14 protein-coding genes are annotated in these 14628 nt (G+C 64.0%); 10 read left to right on the top strand and 4 right to left on the bottom strand.

Going from position 1 to position 14628, the window contains the following annotated elements:
• Positions 1–76: 76 nt before the first annotated feature.
• The 3 genes from BF95_RS22550 (at position 77) to BF95_RS22560 (ending at position 3317) form a co-directional block, all read left to right on the top strand.
• Positions 77–961 carry an AAA family ATPase gene (locus BF95_RS22550; protein WP_235209947.1) on the top strand — a complete coding sequence of 295 codons (885 nt, stop codon included), beginning with the start codon at positions 77–79 and terminating at the stop codon, positions 959–961.
• Positions 958–1974 carry a ParB/RepB/Spo0J family partition protein gene (locus BF95_RS22555; RefSeq protein ID WP_043154665.1) on the top strand — a complete coding sequence of 339 codons (1017 nt, stop codon included), beginning with the start codon at positions 958–960 and terminating at the stop codon, positions 1972–1974. The genes BF95_RS22550 and BF95_RS22555 overlap by 4 nt, the downstream gene beginning before the upstream one ends.
• A 155-nt stretch (positions 1975–2129) precedes the next feature.
• Positions 2130–3317: a replication initiator protein A gene (locus BF95_RS22560; protein WP_443018415.1), complete on the top strand. Its 1188-nt coding sequence runs from the start codon at positions 2130–2132 to the stop codon at positions 3315–3317.
• A 479-nt stretch (positions 3318–3796) separates the two neighbouring features.
• Here the strand turns inward: BF95_RS22560 and BF95_RS22565 are convergent, their stop codons facing one another.
• A complete protein-coding gene (locus BF95_RS22565; protein ID WP_043154668.1) occupies positions 3797–4807 on the bottom strand; it encodes a hypothetical protein in 1011 nt (336 codons plus the stop codon).
• 15 nt (positions 4808–4822) lie between these two features.
• Positions 4823–5065 carry a hypothetical protein gene (locus BF95_RS22570; RefSeq protein WP_152542895.1) on the bottom strand — a complete coding sequence of 81 codons (243 nt, stop codon included), beginning with the start codon at positions 5063–5065 and terminating at the stop codon, positions 4823–4825.
• Between BF95_RS22570 and BF95_RS22575 the strand changes: the two genes are divergently transcribed.
• The 7 genes from BF95_RS22575 (at position 5064) to BF95_RS22600 (ending at position 12199) form a co-directional block, all read left to right on the top strand.
• Complete coding sequence (locus BF95_RS22575; RefSeq protein ID WP_043154673.1) at positions 5064–6512, top strand: NAD-dependent succinate-semialdehyde dehydrogenase; 1449 nt, start codon at positions 5064–5066, stop codon at positions 6510–6512. The genes BF95_RS22570 and BF95_RS22575 overlap by 2 nt on opposite strands.
• A gap of 27 nt (positions 6513–6539) precedes the next feature.
• Positions 6540–7211, top strand: coding sequence for an SDR family NAD(P)-dependent oxidoreductase (locus tag BF95_RS22580; protein ID WP_043154675.1), 672 nt, complete (start codon positions 6540–6542; stop codon positions 7209–7211).
• Between the two features lie 214 nt (positions 7212–7425).
• A complete protein-coding gene (locus BF95_RS22585; RefSeq protein ID WP_043154677.1) occupies positions 7426–7686 on the top strand; it encodes a hypothetical protein in 261 nt (86 codons plus the stop codon).
• A 194-nt stretch (positions 7687–7880) separates the two neighbouring features.
• Positions 7881–9518 carry an FAD-dependent oxidoreductase gene (locus BF95_RS22590; RefSeq protein WP_043154679.1) on the top strand — a complete coding sequence of 546 codons (1638 nt, stop codon included), beginning with the start codon at positions 7881–7883 and terminating at the stop codon, positions 9516–9518.
• A 79-nt stretch (positions 9519–9597) separates the two neighbouring features.
• Positions 9598–10707: a right-handed parallel beta-helix repeat-containing protein gene (locus BF95_RS22595; protein WP_235209949.1), complete on the top strand. Its 1110-nt coding sequence runs from the start codon at positions 9598–9600 to the stop codon at positions 10705–10707.
• Positions 10632–11162: a hypothetical protein gene (locus tag BF95_RS29840; RefSeq protein ID WP_235209950.1), complete on the top strand. Its 531-nt coding sequence runs from the start codon at positions 10632–10634 to the stop codon at positions 11160–11162. Before BF95_RS22595 ends, BF95_RS29840 begins: the two co-directional genes overlap by 76 nt.
• 71 nt (positions 11163–11233) lie before the next feature.
• Positions 11234–12199, top strand: a complete 966-nt coding sequence (locus BF95_RS22600) for an enoyl-CoA hydratase/isomerase family protein (RefSeq protein WP_235209951.1) — start codon at positions 11234–11236, stop codon at positions 12197–12199.
• Here the strand turns inward: BF95_RS22600 and BF95_RS22605 are convergent.
• The gene (locus BF95_RS22605) at positions 12121–13509 is read right to left on the bottom strand and encodes an amidohydrolase family protein (protein WP_043154683.1); all 1389 of its coding nucleotides are present in this window, start codon (positions 13507–13509) and stop codon (positions 12121–12123) included. The genes BF95_RS22600 and BF95_RS22605 overlap by 79 nt on opposite strands.
• Positions 13503–14628, bottom strand: a 1126-nt coding sequence (locus BF95_RS22610; RefSeq protein ID WP_043154685.1) for a CoA transferase, incomplete at its 5' end; no start/stop codon positions are given. The genes BF95_RS22605 and BF95_RS22610, both read right to left, overlap by 7 nt.

Consider the following 14628-nt stretch of genomic DNA (forward strand, 5'->3'; position numbering starts at 1 on the left):
ATACGCTCGAAGACCTGACCCATATCCGCGAGGCATTGGGCATCCATGTCGGCAAGCAACCCGATGAGGATGCGTCGTGCTGGCGGTGCAGAATTTCAAAGGCGGGGTCGGCAAAAGCACGATCACCAAGCATCTGGCCGATTATCTCGCCTTGCATGGCTATCGCGTGCTGGTGATCGATTGCGATCCGCAGGCGTCAACCACGACCATGTTCGACATTCAGCCCGAAACACTGATCGACGACGAACAGACTTTGGGCGCGTTCCTGTCGCCGCGCAGCACCTTTAGCGAGTTTTCGCAGACCATCCGCGACACCCCCTGGCCGACGATCAAGATCGTACCATCGAGCCTGGGCTTGCAGGATGCCGAATGGGATCTGACCGCGACCCTGCGCGAGGGCGGGCAGGCGGTGCGCGAGGGGTTGCAGGCGCTGCGCATCGGCATTGCCAGCGTGACGAAGGATTTTGACGTCATTCTGCTCGATCCGCCGCCAGCTATGGGTTTCCTTGGTCTCAACGTGATGGCGGCCGCCACTGGCCTGCTGATCCCGGTGCCTGCGCGGCAGCTCGATTATCTGTCGACCATCCATTTCATGGATACGATCGCGGACAATATCGAGATTCTCGAAGAAAATGGCACGCCGGTCGATTATGGTTTCATCCGCGTCGTCTGTTCCGCCTTCTCGCCGAGCAAGCCTGGCGAGAACGACATGTGGCGGATCATGCAGGCGACCTATGCGGGATTGCTGCTGGGACAACCCATCCTCGCGTCCGAGGAAATCAAGAATGCGACCCAGGCGTTTCGGTCCATCTATGAATCCAAGCCCTCCGCGTCGCACCAGACCTATACGCGCTGCCGTGATAATCTGGATGCGGTCTTTGCCGAAGTCGAACAGCAAATTCGCCAGCAATGGCCATCGACCAGCCTGACCGCTGACTCCAGTGTGGGCGTGGCGGCATGAGCCGTCGTTCCCTCATCAGCGAAGCGCTGGCATCGGCGCTTAACGATCCGGCACCTCCCCCGGCCACGGCCGAACCAAGTCCGGCCGCCCCGCGCACCAATTTCACCAACAAGCGGCTGGAAGCCTTTGGCGAAGCGGCGCGGATCGTCAAGCGGCCGACGATCCGGTTGAAGCCATCCGAATGTTCGGTCTGGCCGGGCAATGCGCGCGACTATTCGATGCTGGATGAGCATCGGCTGCGCAGCCTGATCGATTCGATCCTGGCCGAAGGCAGCAATCGCGTGCCCGCGGTGGTCCGCCGCACGCCCAATGCGGAACTGCCTTATGAGCTGGTCACGGGAACGCGGCGGCACTGGGCGATCGCCTGGCTCAACGCCAATCATTATCCCGACATCGAACTGATCGCGATTATCGAGGATCTGGACGATGAGGCCGCGTTCCGGTTGGCGGACATCGAGAACCGTGAGCGCGAGGATATTTCCGACCTTGAGCGCGGCATGAACTATAAGGCGGCGGTCGATAATTTCTATGGCGGCGTGCAATTGCGCATGGCCGAGCGGCTCAAGATTTCGAAGTCGCAGCTATCGCGGTATATCGCGCTGACCGAAATCCCCCCTGCCCTTGTCAGCGCCTTTCATTCGCCGATGGATCTCCAGGCGAAATATGCCGAGAAGTTGCTGCCTCTGCTGCGCGATCCAGCTTCGCGTGCGAAGCTGGAGGCGGCGGCCGAGCAGATCGCGTCCGAACAGAGTTTTCGCCGGTCCGGGGATGAGCAGCCGATTGCCGGGCCGGAGGTCATGGCGCGCTTGCTCAAGGCCATGGTTGCCAAGGGCCGTGTCCAGAAAGCCGCGATCGAAAGCCCCGTTGGTGCTGCGATCGGTCAGGTGGAAAAGGATCAGCAGAAGATATTGACGCTGTCCCTGTCGCCATCCGACTTGTCGGTGGACGAGATATTGGCGGCGCTGCGTCCCATCATCGAACGGGCGAAGATCTGTACGGCCAAGCGGCGCTAGGTGTGGGTGTGAAAAGCTAAGAATAGCCATATTATCGTTATATTTCATATTGTTATATTGATTTTCCCCCTGGGGGGAAGGCAAATGGGATCATCGTGGTGGAACAGGAGGGCGAACTCAAGACGGCGCTGAAAGAGCGCAAGGTCCAGTTCGAAATGTTCTTCACCCTGCCTGACTTCAGCGATATTTCGCTGCGCGATTATCAGGAAACGATGCAGCGGCCCTTCTTCAGCTTGTCGAAGCGCAGGCGGGTTAAGCCCATCGAATATATCAGTCCCGACAAGTCGGTAACCGTCCATGTCTCCGCCAATCCCACCTATGGCATGGCGACGATCTGGGACGCCGACATCATGATCTATCTCGCCTCACACCTTAACGAATTGCGCGAGCGGGGGCAGAATGAACTGTCGCCGGTCATTCGCATCCAGCCCGGCGATCTGCTCAAACGCATATGCTGGGGCACCAGCGGGCGTGCCTATGAGCGGCTAGTGAGCGCGCTCGATCGGCTGCAGGCCACTACGATCAAGACCAATATTCGTGCCAGCGCCAAGAGTCGCGAGACGACCTTCTCCTGGATCGATAGCTACACCCATTTGGTGGACGAGCGGACGCAACGGTCGCTTGGCATGGAGATCACCCTGTCGAAATGGTTTTTCGATGGCGTGATGGACAAGCGCAATATCCTGTCCATCTCCCCGCTCTATTTCGAAATTACGAGCGGCCTTGGCAAATGGCTCTATCGCGCGTCGCGCAAACATGCGGGCGGCAATGGGGCCGAAGGTTTCACCATCGGCTTTGAAACCCTCCACCAGAAGAGCGGTAGCGAGAGCAGCTATCCCGTGTTCAAGCGCAAGCTGCTGGAACTGGCCAAGGGCAACGACCTGCCCGATATCAGTTTGGAGGTGATCGACGGCGAGAGCGCACGACCAAAGATGAAGATGGTCATGCGTCGCCACCTTGCCGAACAGCCTAGCCGCAAACGCAAAGCGCCTGCGCGTGTGGCCAGCGCGAAGGATGATATGGTCGATGCCGGCCTGGCGCTTGGGCTGATCTCTCGCGTGTCGGAAGGCATGCGGGTTGCCGACCGCCCTGCTCGCGCCAGCGCGCCGACAGGTGGCGCGCGAGCCCCCTCCCCTGCCCGCAGCTCCAGCGCCAGCAAGGCACTCGATCCAGACATATACGCGGCCATTCGGGCCGATTTTCCGGGTTGGGACTATGACGAACTGATGCGGCGTTTCGACGCCTTTCTCGGTGAAAATCCCGCCGAACTGCCACGCAACTATTCCAAGCGCTTCTATGGCTTCGTGAAGGAGCATCATCGCCGGAATAAATATCGGCTTTGATGGAAGAAGGACGGCTATCGCCCTCCCCTATCGGCCTTCGACGTGTTTTCGAAATTTCATGAAATCGATGGCCGGTCCGTTAGCATTTGCGCGTATCGTTCAGCAGCCACGTCAAAGACCGCGCAATTGCGTGACTTAGGCAGATCGGCTTTCAAACCTTTCGGGTCGCAAGCGCTTTATCGCGGTGATTCTGAAAACACGTCGCATAGCGAGATGACGATCGGTCAAAACTAGTTAAGCCATATGGGCCTTGGTCTATCCGGCCCGCCCCATCGCTGGTTCGCGATGTACGATGCAGCAGACGTGTTTTCAGAATCACGCCTTCGGGCATCGGGGGACGCACCCGGCCATCCCTCACGAAATTTGCGCACCGACTCAGCAGAACAAAAAGAGAATTAGCCAAAATTGCCCGTATAGGCCTTCTGAGGCGCTACAGACTCTTCGGCACAGATTGGCACCTGACGCCGCCTTGCTGGCTCTCAGAGAGGCTCTGGCGAGGTCTCATTTTTCCCATCGGACGACCAAAATTCATCCTCATGCCAATCTTGGGGCTGGGTGGGGGAGGGGAGGGGGCTGTAAGATAGAGACACAGGTATCGCGTAGCTGCGATAGCTCGCTTGGCCCGATTGCTCGATCAGCAATCCAAGGTCGGACGCAATCGTCAACAGCTTGATCGCGCCTGCCGATGTCAGGCCCAACGCGGCGGTCACCTGCCGACTGGTCAGGCGCGGCCGTGCCATGGCGAGCAGCAGCACATCCTTCAATTTCCCCGGACGCCGCCGTCCGGCAACATGGCCCATCGCGCGCTTCGCATAGCCACGCAACCGCATCTCTAGATCAAGCTGGACCCGCGCGCCCGCCGCGATTGCCTTCAACCAAAGCAGCGACAATTCATCCCCCTCCGCCAGTAGCCAAGGGGCGTGGCTGCGTTCAAGGCCCATCGCCGTCATCCCTCCGGCCGAGCCATCCCATCGCCCTGGACCCCAACGATCGCCGATCAACAGGCTCGCCACCAAGTCGCTCCGGCCCAGGGGGGCGTGGTGGCGCCAGAGGCGGGCCAGATCAGCACCGTGAAGTAGGGGCGGGGAGGGGGGCAGAGCGCGGGCGTCTCGTTGCCATCGTTCGATCGCCATCAGCTGGTCCCCGATGGTGCGCCCGCCAGTTGGCGGATGGGGGTCTTGTCCGAGCCAGCGCAACAGCGCAGGTCCATCCTGCACCAGTGCCCCCAGACTGATGGCAGTGCCGATGCTATCGCGCGCGGCGCTTAGATCGAAAGGCGAGGTGGAGACCGCTCCCCTTGCGCCTACCTCGATATCCAGGTCGTCCAGCGCCTGCCCGTCGATGCGGGCCAAGGCCTGCCGCTCGACGATCAGGCATCGTGTTCGCCAAGGATGGCGCACCGGACTGAGCCGTCGCCGTTCTTCGATCCGCTCGATTGCTGCCTGCGCCTGGGCATAAGCGAGAAGCATATCATGATCGGGAGACGCCATGGCTATGATCCGATACTAGCAGTGAGGTTCGATCTCTACGCAAATTGTAATTTCATCTAAAGCGTATATATACAATATATTATGTCTCATAAATAAACGATAAAACAGATATAGGAAGTCATAAATAGGATCGCCGTGTCGATCCTTCGGCAGGCGGTCATCCGGCGCGTTGACGCTGGGATGGGTGCCGATCATCTGTGCATCCTGTTGCTGCCCCGCTGCGTTGATGGCGGATACGCTATTTAGAGGTGCCTTCATGACCATTGCCCTTTCCGACCGCGATCTGCTGCGCCAGCAATGTCTGATCGACGGCGCATGGACCGGTTCGCCCAGCATTGCGGTAACCGATCCGGCGACGGGCGAGACGATCGCGTCCATTCCCGATCTGGGCGTTGCGGAAACGCAGGCGGCGATCGCGGCGGCGGACGCGGCGCTCCCGGCCTGGCGGACGAAGACGGCGGCTGAGCGGTCGCGCATCCTGCGGCGCTGGTTCGACCTGCTGATCACGCATCAGGATGATCTGGCGATGATCCTGACGCGCGAGCAGGGCAAGGCGCTGGCCGAGGCCAAGGGCGAGATCGGCTATGCCGCGAGTTTCATCGAATGGTTCGCCGAAGAGGCCAAGCGCCTCTATGGCGAAGTCATCCCCAGCCACCGGGCGGACAGCCGCATCGTTGTCGTCAAGCAACCGGTCGGCGTCGTCGCCGCGATCACGCCCTGGAATTTCCCGGCGGCCATGATCACGCGCAAGGCGGCACCGGCCCTGGCGGCGGGCTGTACGATGGTGCTGAAGCCCGCGACCCAGACACCGTTGACCGCGCTGGCGCTGGCGGTGCTGGCGGAGCGGGCCGGGGTGCCCGCCGGCGTATTCAACGTCGTCACCGGATCCTCGCGGGTGATCGGCGGCGAACTGACGGCCAGCCCGCTGGTCCGCAAATTGAGCTTCACCGGATCGACCGAGGTCGGCAAGACGCTGATGGCGCAATGCGCGCCGACGATGAAGAAGCTGTCGATGGAGCTGGGGGGCAATGCGCCCTTCATCGTCTTTGCCGATGCTGACCTGGATGCGGCGGTCGAAGGGGCGATGGCGTCCAAATATCGCAACAGCGGCCAGACCTGCGTATGCGTCAACCGCATCCTGGTGCAGCGCGAGGTCGCGCCTGCGTTCGAACAGAAGCTGGCGGCCGCCGTCAAACAGCTGAAAGTGGGGCCGGGCACGCAGGAGGGCGTCGCCCAAGGACCGCTGATCGACGACAAGGCGGTCCAGAAGGTCGAGGAGCATGTCGCCGACGCTCTAGCCAAGGGCGGCCGGATCGTCACCGGAGGGCATCGACACGCACTGGGGCACAGCTTCTACGAACCCACTGTCGTTGCTGACTGCACGCCCGACATGCTGCTGGCACAGGATGAAACCTTCGGCCCGCTCGCGGCGCTGTTCCTGTTCGATACGGAGGAAGAAGCGGTCACACTCGCCAATGATACCGAGGTGGGGCTGGCGGGCTATTTCTATACCCGCCACCTAGCCCGTGCCTGGCGGGTCGGGGAGGCTCTGGAGGTCGGCATGGTCGGCATCAATACCGGGCTGATCTCGACCGAAGTGGCGCCCTTCGGCGGCATCAAGCAATCTGGCATGGGCCGCGAAGGCTCGCGCCATGGCATCGAAGATTATGTCGAGATGAAATATATGTGCATGGCGGGCCTTTAAGGCGTGGACCAGGGAGAGGGCAGGGCGATGACAGGCATAGTGGCGGTAACCGGCGCGGCGGGCGCATTGGGGCGCAAAACGGTCGAGATATTGGGGGCTGCCGGTTGGACGGTCGTGGGCATCGATCTGGGCGAGGTCGCTGCGGACAGCGTTGCGCTGGCGCTGGGTGGGATCGACCTGACCGATGAAGCGGCGATGGCCGGGGCAGCCGCGCGGATTTCGGACGAGTTGGGCCAGCTCGACGGACTGGTGAATATCGCGGGCGGCTTTGCCTGGGAAACGGTGGCGGACGGCAGCGTCGCGACCTGGGACAGGCTCTATGCCATGAATGTCCGCACGGCGCTGATCGCCAGCCGCGCCTTGCTGCCGCTGCTTACTGCGAGCGGCGGGGCGATCGTCAATATCGGCGCGGCGGCGGCCACGAAGGCGGCGGCAGGGATGGGGGCCTATGCCGCGTCCAAGTCCGGCGTCGCCCGGCTGACCGAAGCGCTGGCGGAAGAGGTGAAAGCGCAGGGGGTGCGAGTCAATGCGATCCTGCCCAGCATCCTCGACACCCCGGCCAATCGCGCCGACATGCCCGACGCGGACTTTGGAAACTGGGTAACGCCGACGCAACTGGCCGGGGTGGCGGCTTTCCTTCTGTCGCCCGCTGCGGACGCGATTACGGGCGCGCTGATCCCCGTGACGGGTCGGGTTTGAGATGCTGGGGCGCTTAATGTGAACCGGAGATGAAAAATATCCAAACCTATCGGATATTTCACCAATATGCGGTGAAAATCCTACAATAAATTCCGTGTTAGTGCGGCGAAAGCCCCTATTTTTCGGCGCTTTTTGGAATTGGCACGCTCCCTGCAATGCTGTCGGCATGATCCACAACGGATCGCCACACATTGTTCAGGGAAAGAGAAACATCATGAAGACCATCGCTTTTGTCGCCGCCATTGCCGCCGCCACCATCGCCGTTTCGGCCGCTGCCACCCCCGCTTTCGCCCAGCCCACCGGCACCTATGGCCAGGCCAAGGTCCGCTACGACCAGAAGACCGAGCGCTATTGCTTCAAGGAAGTCGTGACCGGATCGCTGATCCCCGTCACCACCTGCCAATCGAAGGAAGAATGGGCGCAGGCCGGCCTCACCATCAGCCACAAGTCGACGGTTCAGCTCGCACAGCGCTGAATGTCTCCGGCCCGGCGGCCGCCCGATCCGGCGGCCGACCATCCTCACGGCGGGCGTTGTCCATCCTATGATGGGCATCCCCGCCGTCGCGCATTTGGGCCAAGGCCCGCGCGCCACCCTTGCCACTATCGCTAGTTGCCCCGCGCCGTTGGAAGACGAGAATGGCGGGACAAAAGACAGGGGAGGGAAGGGCGATGAGCGACATCGACGTGATCGTGCTGGGGTCGGGCGCGGCGGCGCTGACGGCGGCCGTGACGGCCCATGAATATGGCGCGCGGGTCGCTGTGTTCGAGAAATCAGACAAGATCGGCGGCACATCGGCCTGGTCCGGTGGGCAAATATGGATACCCAATCATCCCCATATGGCCAAGGGCCGGACCGACAGCCGGGAAGAGGCGCTGATCTATTTGAGTGCCCTCTCGCATGGCATGATCGACCCGGCGATGGCCGAAACCTTCGTGGATACAGGCGCGGACATGATCCGCTTTCTGGAGGCCCGCACGCCGGTCCATTTCTACAGCATTCCCGATTTCCCCGATTATCATTCCGAATTTCCCGGCGCCAAGCGCACCGGCGGGCGGACGCTGGAATGTCCGCCTTTCCCCTATCAGGAGCTGGGCGACTGGTCCGACCGGATGGAGGCGTCGCCTTATTATCCGGACTACACCATGACCGTCGGTGAAACGACGCTAGGCCAGCCCGTGCCTCAGCCCGCGAGTCCGGAGGTAAAGGCACAACGGCGCGCAGTCGATGCGCGCGGCATGGGGGCGGCATTGGTCGGGCGGTTGATGAAAGCCTGCCTCGACCGGGGCATTGAACCCCAAACCGGCAAGCGCGCGATGGAATTGATCATGGACGGCGCGGCCGTGGCGGGGGTGCGGTTCGAGGATGGCGGCACGGCGCATGCGCCCAATGTCGTGATCGCGACCGGCGGCTTTGAATGGAACAAGGATCTGGTGCGCGCCTTCACCCGTGGGCCGATGACGCATCCGGTGTCGGTGCCGACCAATAGCGGCGATGGCCTGAAAATGGCGATGCGGGTCGGCGCGATGCTGGGCAATATGCGCGAGGCCTGGTGGATGCCGGTGATCGAAGTGCCGACTGACCTCAACAGCATGGGACGCCAGCTTTTCACCTATGAACGGACCATGCCCGGCGGGCTGATGGTCAATCGCAAGGGCAAGCGGTTCACCAATGAGGCATCCAATTACAATGCGTTCGGCGCGGCTTTCCATGAGCAGGATGTCAGCGCCTTCACCTATGCCAACCTGCCCTGCTGGTTCATCTTCAACGCCGCCTTCTATGGCCATTATCCGTTCCTCGTCGGCGGGCTGACCGACAATTTCGAGGCGGGGGCGACGCCGCCGCAATGGGTGCCGGGCGCGCCGACGCTGCGCGCGTTGGCGGAACGGGTCGGCATTGATCCCGAAGGCCTCGAAAAGACGGTGGCCCGGTTCAATCATCATGCAGAACAGGCCAATGATCCCGATTTTCAACGGGGCGAGGCGAATAACGACCTGTGGTGGGGCGACCCGCGCTGGCGCGGGGACAAGCGCGCGACGCTGGGACCGCTGGGCGATGGACCCTATTATGCGATCGAGGTGAAATCTGGCGCGCTGGGGACCAAGGGCGGCCCGTTGACCGATACGCGCTCGCGCGTTCTCGACGTCGACGGCCAGGTTATCGAGGGGCTTTATTGCGCGGGGAACGCGATGGCGTCGCCCATGGGGATGACATATGGCGGCGCCGGTGGAACGCTCGGCCCGGCCATGGTGTTCGGCTATCTGGCGGGCAAGGATGCGGGCGAACGCAGCGGCGGGACTATGGGCTAAGGGCGCGTCGCCCGTCGTTCAGCATCGATCTATTCCGGGTCTGCCAGAATGGGAATCAATGCTGTGGGACAGGGGACGCATGCCGCTATTACGGGACGGAAAATTGAAGATCGGCCGCCGATCGGGTGCGCTGATGCTGGCGGCGTGGCTGCTCGCGACGGGCGCAACCGCTGCGCAGGCGACGACCTATTATATCGACGCCAATCTGGGGCAGGACAGCAATGCCGGGTCTGCCACTGCGCCCTGGCGGTCGCTGGGACGGATCAAGGCCCCGTCCTTGCAACCCGGCGATCATATCCTGCTGGCGGCAGGATCGGTGTGGAAAGAGCCGCTGGTCATCACCCGGTCGGGCCGCAAGGATGCGCCGATCACGGTCGGGCCGACCGGCATGGGCCAGCGCCCGCGCATCGATGCAGGCGGGGTCGCCGCGCATGGGGTCGCCATCCTGAACGCCGAATATGTGCGGATCAGCGGACTGGAAGTCACCAATGACGGCCCGCCCGCCGGGTCGCGCTTTGGCGTGCTGGTGTCGGCGCAGGACAGCGGGGTGACGCGCGGCATCCGCATCAGCGACATGTATATCCATGACGTGCGCGGCACCAACGACCGCAAGGATAATGGCGGCATCGTCTTCAGCGCGCTCGGCCCGAAGCGACCGACCCGGTTCGAGGATATCCGCATCGAGCGCAACATTGTGTGGCGCGTCGACCGGTCGGGCATTGCCGGTATCAGCGACCAGGTGACGAAGGCGCGCTGGTTCCCCAGTGCCGGGGTGGTGATCCGCGACAATCTGGTCGAGGATGTCGGCGGCGACGGCATCGTCCCGCGCGGCACGGACGGCGCGCTGATCGAGCATAATATCGTGCGCTATGCGGGCAGCCGCGCGCCGGGCTACACCGCCGCGATCTGGCAATGGAGCACCGACCATAGCCTCATTCAGTTCAACGAGGCTGCCTTTACCCGCACCCGCTATGACGGGCAGGGTTCGATTCCGATTTCAATTCGCGCCGCACGACGATCGCCTATAATTATAGCCATGACAATGCAGGCGGCTTCCTGCTCGTCTGTTCGCCAAAGCGTTCCGATCAGGACAATCTGGGCAATCGCGGTACGGTGGCACGCTCCAATGTCAGCCGCAACGACGGCACCCGTGCCTTCCAATTGGCGGGCACGGTCGCCGATGTCCTGATCGAGGGAAATGTCGTCCATGTCGGCCCGAAGCAGGACATACAGATGGTGATCGCCACCCAATGGGATGGCTGGGCCAGCGACGTCCGCTTCCGCAACAATGTTTTCGCCGTGGCAGGCACGGTGCGCTACGGCCATGAGGTCGGCCGCAACGGGCCGGATTATCTGATCGAGCCGGGCTTTGGTCCCGCCACGCATATCCGTTTCCAGGGCAACCGCTATCTCGGCCGCCATATCGACCCGCCGCAGGACGAGAAGGGTGTGATGCAGCCCGACTATGCGCCGCCGGAGGTGGACTGGGCGGTGCCTATGTTCGATCCAGCGAAGCCCGATGGCTTTGCCGCCTTCATGGTGCGGCATCGCGGATGGATGGAACGGATGCTGGCCCGCGAACTGGGCGCACCGGTTGTCCCGCTGGAGCCAATGCAGACATCTTTCGTCGAGGCGCGGCGATAGCGGGCAGGCTGGCGTCGCGGGCTGATCCCCCTATAGTCCTGCCCATGGACAGCGGGGGGACTAAGGCAGCGATGATCCTGAGCGCAGATGCGCTGGCTACGCTGGCGGCAAGTCACCCAGCGCCGGAGGATTTCGGCCCGCGCAGCGAGCGGCCCTGCCTCGCCTTCACGCTGGTGGGGAGCGATGCCGGGCTGTCGGACTGGTTGCGGGGGCTGCCCTGCCCGGTCATTGGCATCGGTGCAGGGCCATTGGCTAGCGCTTGCGATGTCTTGCTGGCGGACGAGGCGGGATTGGCGGCGATCATCGCTAATGTCGCGGCGCGGCCCTTTGCGGCGATGCTGCTGGTGCAGCAATTGCGCTTGAGCGAACAATTGCCGATGGCCGCCGCGCTGACGGCCGAGAGCCTGGCCTTCGCGACGATCCAGCGGGGTGGCGAATTTCTGACGTGGCGGGCGGGCGCTGCGCCCGCACCGTCGCACGCCGACGAGGCGGAGCCACCGGTGATGGTGGAGATGGAGGGCAGTCGGCTAATGCTGCGGCTCAACCGCCCGGCCAGCTTCAACGCGGTCAATGTCGCGATGCGCGATGCCCTGTTTGAAGTTCTGCGTGTTGCTCTGCTCGATCCGGCGATCACGACCATCCACCTGTCGGGTGCGGGGCGATGCTTTTCGGTCGGCGGCGATGTGGCGGAATTCGGCCTCAGCCATGACGTGGCCGAAGCCCATTGGGTGCGCACGCTGCGCCTGCCCGCTACATTATTGGCACAGCTTTCACCGCGCGTGACGGCCCATGTCCATGGCGCGGTGGTGGGGGCAGGGGTGGAGATGGCCGCCTTTGCCGGACGGGTCGAGGCGCGGGCGGATAGTTGGTTCCAATTGCCCGAACTCAAATATGGATTGCTGCCGGGGGCCGGGGGAACGGTCAGCCTGCCGCGCCGGATCGGGCGGCAGAAGACGGCCTATATGGCGCTGTCGATGCGGCGCATCTCGGCATCGCTGGCGCTCGAATGGGGATTGGTGGACGCGATCGTGCCATAGACAAGGCGGCCTGCCACCCATGTCGCGCGCACGGTCACGGCGGCCAGATCGACGCGGGCAGCGGCCCAGTTGCGATCGATCAGGCACAGGTCGGCGCGTTCCCCCACAGCGATCTTGCGCGGCACGGCAGGGGCGTGGGGCTGACCCGTATAGAGCGCCAACGCCTCTTCGGGCGTCAGCACCTCGTCGGGGCCAAGGTCGTTGGGGCGCTGCACGGCGGCGGCCATCGACACCCAAGGGTTCAATCCGCCAAAGGGCGCGTCGCTGCCCGCCGCCAGCCCCACGCCCGCCGCCCGCAGCCCGCGCAGACGATAGAGCCAGCCGCGATCCTCGGCGGCCACGTCGCGGCGATAGGCATCGCCCCGCTCGGCGATGAAATGGGGTTGCGACACTGCGACCAGCCCCAGCCGCGCCATCCAGTCGGCATTGTCGGGCGTCACGATCGCGGCATGTTCGATCCGGTCGCCGACCATCGCGCCCGCTTCCTCGATCGCGGCGAGGGTGACGACCAGTTCGGCCTGGGTCACGCAATGCGACGCGACGGGGCGGTTTGCTGCGTGCGCGCGCGCAACCTCCGCAACGAGATGGTCGAGCGGCGGCAGGTCATGGTCGTGATAATGGAGCTTTACCGCGCCCCGGCTGGCCATGCCGACCGGCGGCGCATCGTCGAGCGTCGGGCCACCCATCACCAGCAGATGTTGCGGCAGGCCCGCCTGCGCATAGCGCAGATAATCCGCCCGGTCGTTGCGCGGCGTAACCTCGGTCAACCCCGTCACACCCAACGCAGCGAGCCGATCGCCGACCGGCCGCAGGTCGAGCGGGGCCACGGGCAGGCGGCCGCGCAGCCAGGTATCGCCATCGATCAGTCGACCATCGGCAGGCGCGCCGTCGCCCAGTTCGCGCAGCGCCAGGCTGTTGAAGATCCACATCCGCCCACTGCGATGCTGAATGCGGACGGGGCGGGCAGGGCCGTTGCGGTCGAGCCACTGCCGGTCGATTTCCCCCGCCACGCTGACATGGTAGCCCACACCGCGCAGCCAGTCGTCGCCGGGTGCGTGATGCAGGGCAGCGATTAGGCCTGCCGCATCTCGCACATCCGGCGGGCCGCAACGCACGGACATCAGGCTAGCCGCCGTGGCGTTCAGATGGATATGATGATCATGCAGCCCCGGCAGCAGCGCGCCGCCACGCGCATTGAGGATCGGCTCGTCGGCCAGCGGCGGCAGGGCAGAGGCCATCGCCGCTATCACGCCATCGGTCAGGCGGACATCGTAGCGCTGGCCGTCCATTTCCGCATCGCGGATCAGCATGACGCCAGCACCCGGTCATTGTCTGCGCCCGGCAGCGCTGCCGCGCCGACAGGCGCGCGCAGCGGATAAAGCGGCGCATCGTCGGCTAGCGCCTGCGCTTGCCAGTCGCGCAGTAGGGCAGGGAGGGCAAGGCCCGCGTGGCAGGCAAAGGCCGTGGTGCCCGCCAACGACAGCGCGATCAACCCGGCCTGCCCCTGTCGCCATGCCACCAGCGCGGCGAGCGCGGCATGCAGCCCGGTCAGCGGATCAGCGATGGCATCACCCGCGAACAGTGCCTCGCCCCATCCTTCGGCCATGATCGTCGCCAGGCCACCCGCCACCGCCGCATCGTCGCCAAAGCCGATCCGGTCCGGGTCGTCATGCGCGGTAAGGCCGATCCAGATCGCGCCGCGCGCCACTTCGGCGTCGCGATCGATCCCCAATTGGCGCAGCGCACGGGGGCGCGAGGCTTCGATCACGATGTCCGCCTGTTCAACCAGCGCAGCCAGTGCGCGCCGGTCCGCTTTGTCTTGGAAGTCGAGCGTAACGCTCGCCTTGCCCGCATTGAGCAGGTCGTAAAATTCGCCATGTCCGAACCGCGCACCATCAAGCCGGGTGCGACTCTCCACCTTGACCACCTGCGCGCCCGCCATCGCCAGCAGCGATCCGCACAAGGGACCGGCCCAGAGCGAGGACAGATCGACAACCAAGGGCGGGCGATCGGGCGCGGTGCGGGCGGATCGCAGGATCGGGAAGAGCCAGGCTGGGGGGCTGGGCGGCACCACGGCAGCGATGGCCATGCTCATCTCGACCCCGCGCGCCAACAGCGTCGCACTGTCACACCCCGCCGCTGCCCGCTCTATCGCGGCCCAGTCCGACAGGTCGGCCTCATGGTCAGCGAGCAGGATCGGCAGCAGGTCGCGGTCCGCCTCCCGCGCCAGGTTGAGCGCGACCTCGCCATCACTGACCCGCATCAACCGGCAGGACCGGTTGGCCGACATCCGTCCCCCCCGTGTCAGGCCCAGCAATCGCGCCCGCTCGCCCAGCAGCAGTGCGCCGTTCAGCGGCCAGGATACGTCCGTCGTGATAGCGCGCAGCGCCATCATCACGCCGTCGGCCGCGCTGGCCAGCGCCGCCGGG

Source organism: Sphingobium sp. Ant17 (assembly GCF_000588875.1).
Classification (GTDB): Bacteria; Pseudomonadota; Alphaproteobacteria; order Sphingomonadales; family Sphingomonadaceae; genus Sphingobium.

Excerpts from the sequence above, each read along its gene's own strand:
- BF95_RS22580 (WP_043154675.1), top strand. The coding sequence starts at position 6,540 with ATGACAGGCATAGTGGCGGTAACCGGCGCGGCGGGCGCATTGGGGCGC.
- BF95_RS22600 (WP_235209951.1), top strand. The coding sequence starts at position 11,234 with ATGATCCTGAGCGCAGATGCGCTGGCTACGCTGGCGGCAAGTCACCCA.
- BF95_RS22575 (WP_043154673.1), top strand. The coding sequence starts at position 5,064 with ATGACCATTGCCCTTTCCGACCGCGATCTGCTGCGCCAGCAATGTCTG.
- BF95_RS22585 (WP_043154677.1), top strand. The coding sequence starts at position 7,426 with ATGAAGACCATCGCTTTTGTCGCCGCCATTGCCGCCGCCACCATCGCC.
- BF95_RS22555 (WP_043154665.1), top strand. The coding sequence starts at position 958 with ATGAGCCGTCGTTCCCTCATCAGCGAAGCGCTGGCATCGGCGCTTAAC.
- BF95_RS22605 (WP_043154683.1), bottom strand. The coding sequence starts at position 13,509 with ATGCTGATCCGCGATGCGGAAATGGACGGCCAGCGCTACGATGTCCGC.
- BF95_RS22595 (WP_235209949.1), top strand. The coding sequence starts at position 9,598 with ATGCCGCTATTACGGGACGGAAAATTGAAGATCGGCCGCCGATCGGGT.
- BF95_RS22565 (WP_043154668.1), bottom strand. The coding sequence starts at position 4,807 with ATGGCGTCTCCCGATCATGATATGCTTCTCGCTTATGCCCAGGCGCAG.
- BF95_RS22590 (WP_043154679.1), top strand. The coding sequence starts at position 7,881 with ATGAGCGACATCGACGTGATCGTGCTGGGGTCGGGCGCGGCGGCGCTG.
- BF95_RS22560 (WP_443018415.1), top strand. The coding sequence starts at position 2,130 with ATGTTCTTCACCCTGCCTGACTTCAGCGATATTTCGCTGCGCGATTAT.
- BF95_RS22570 (WP_152542895.1), bottom strand. The coding sequence starts at position 5,065 with ATGAAGGCACCTCTAAATAGCGTATCCGCCATCAACGCAGCGGGGCAG.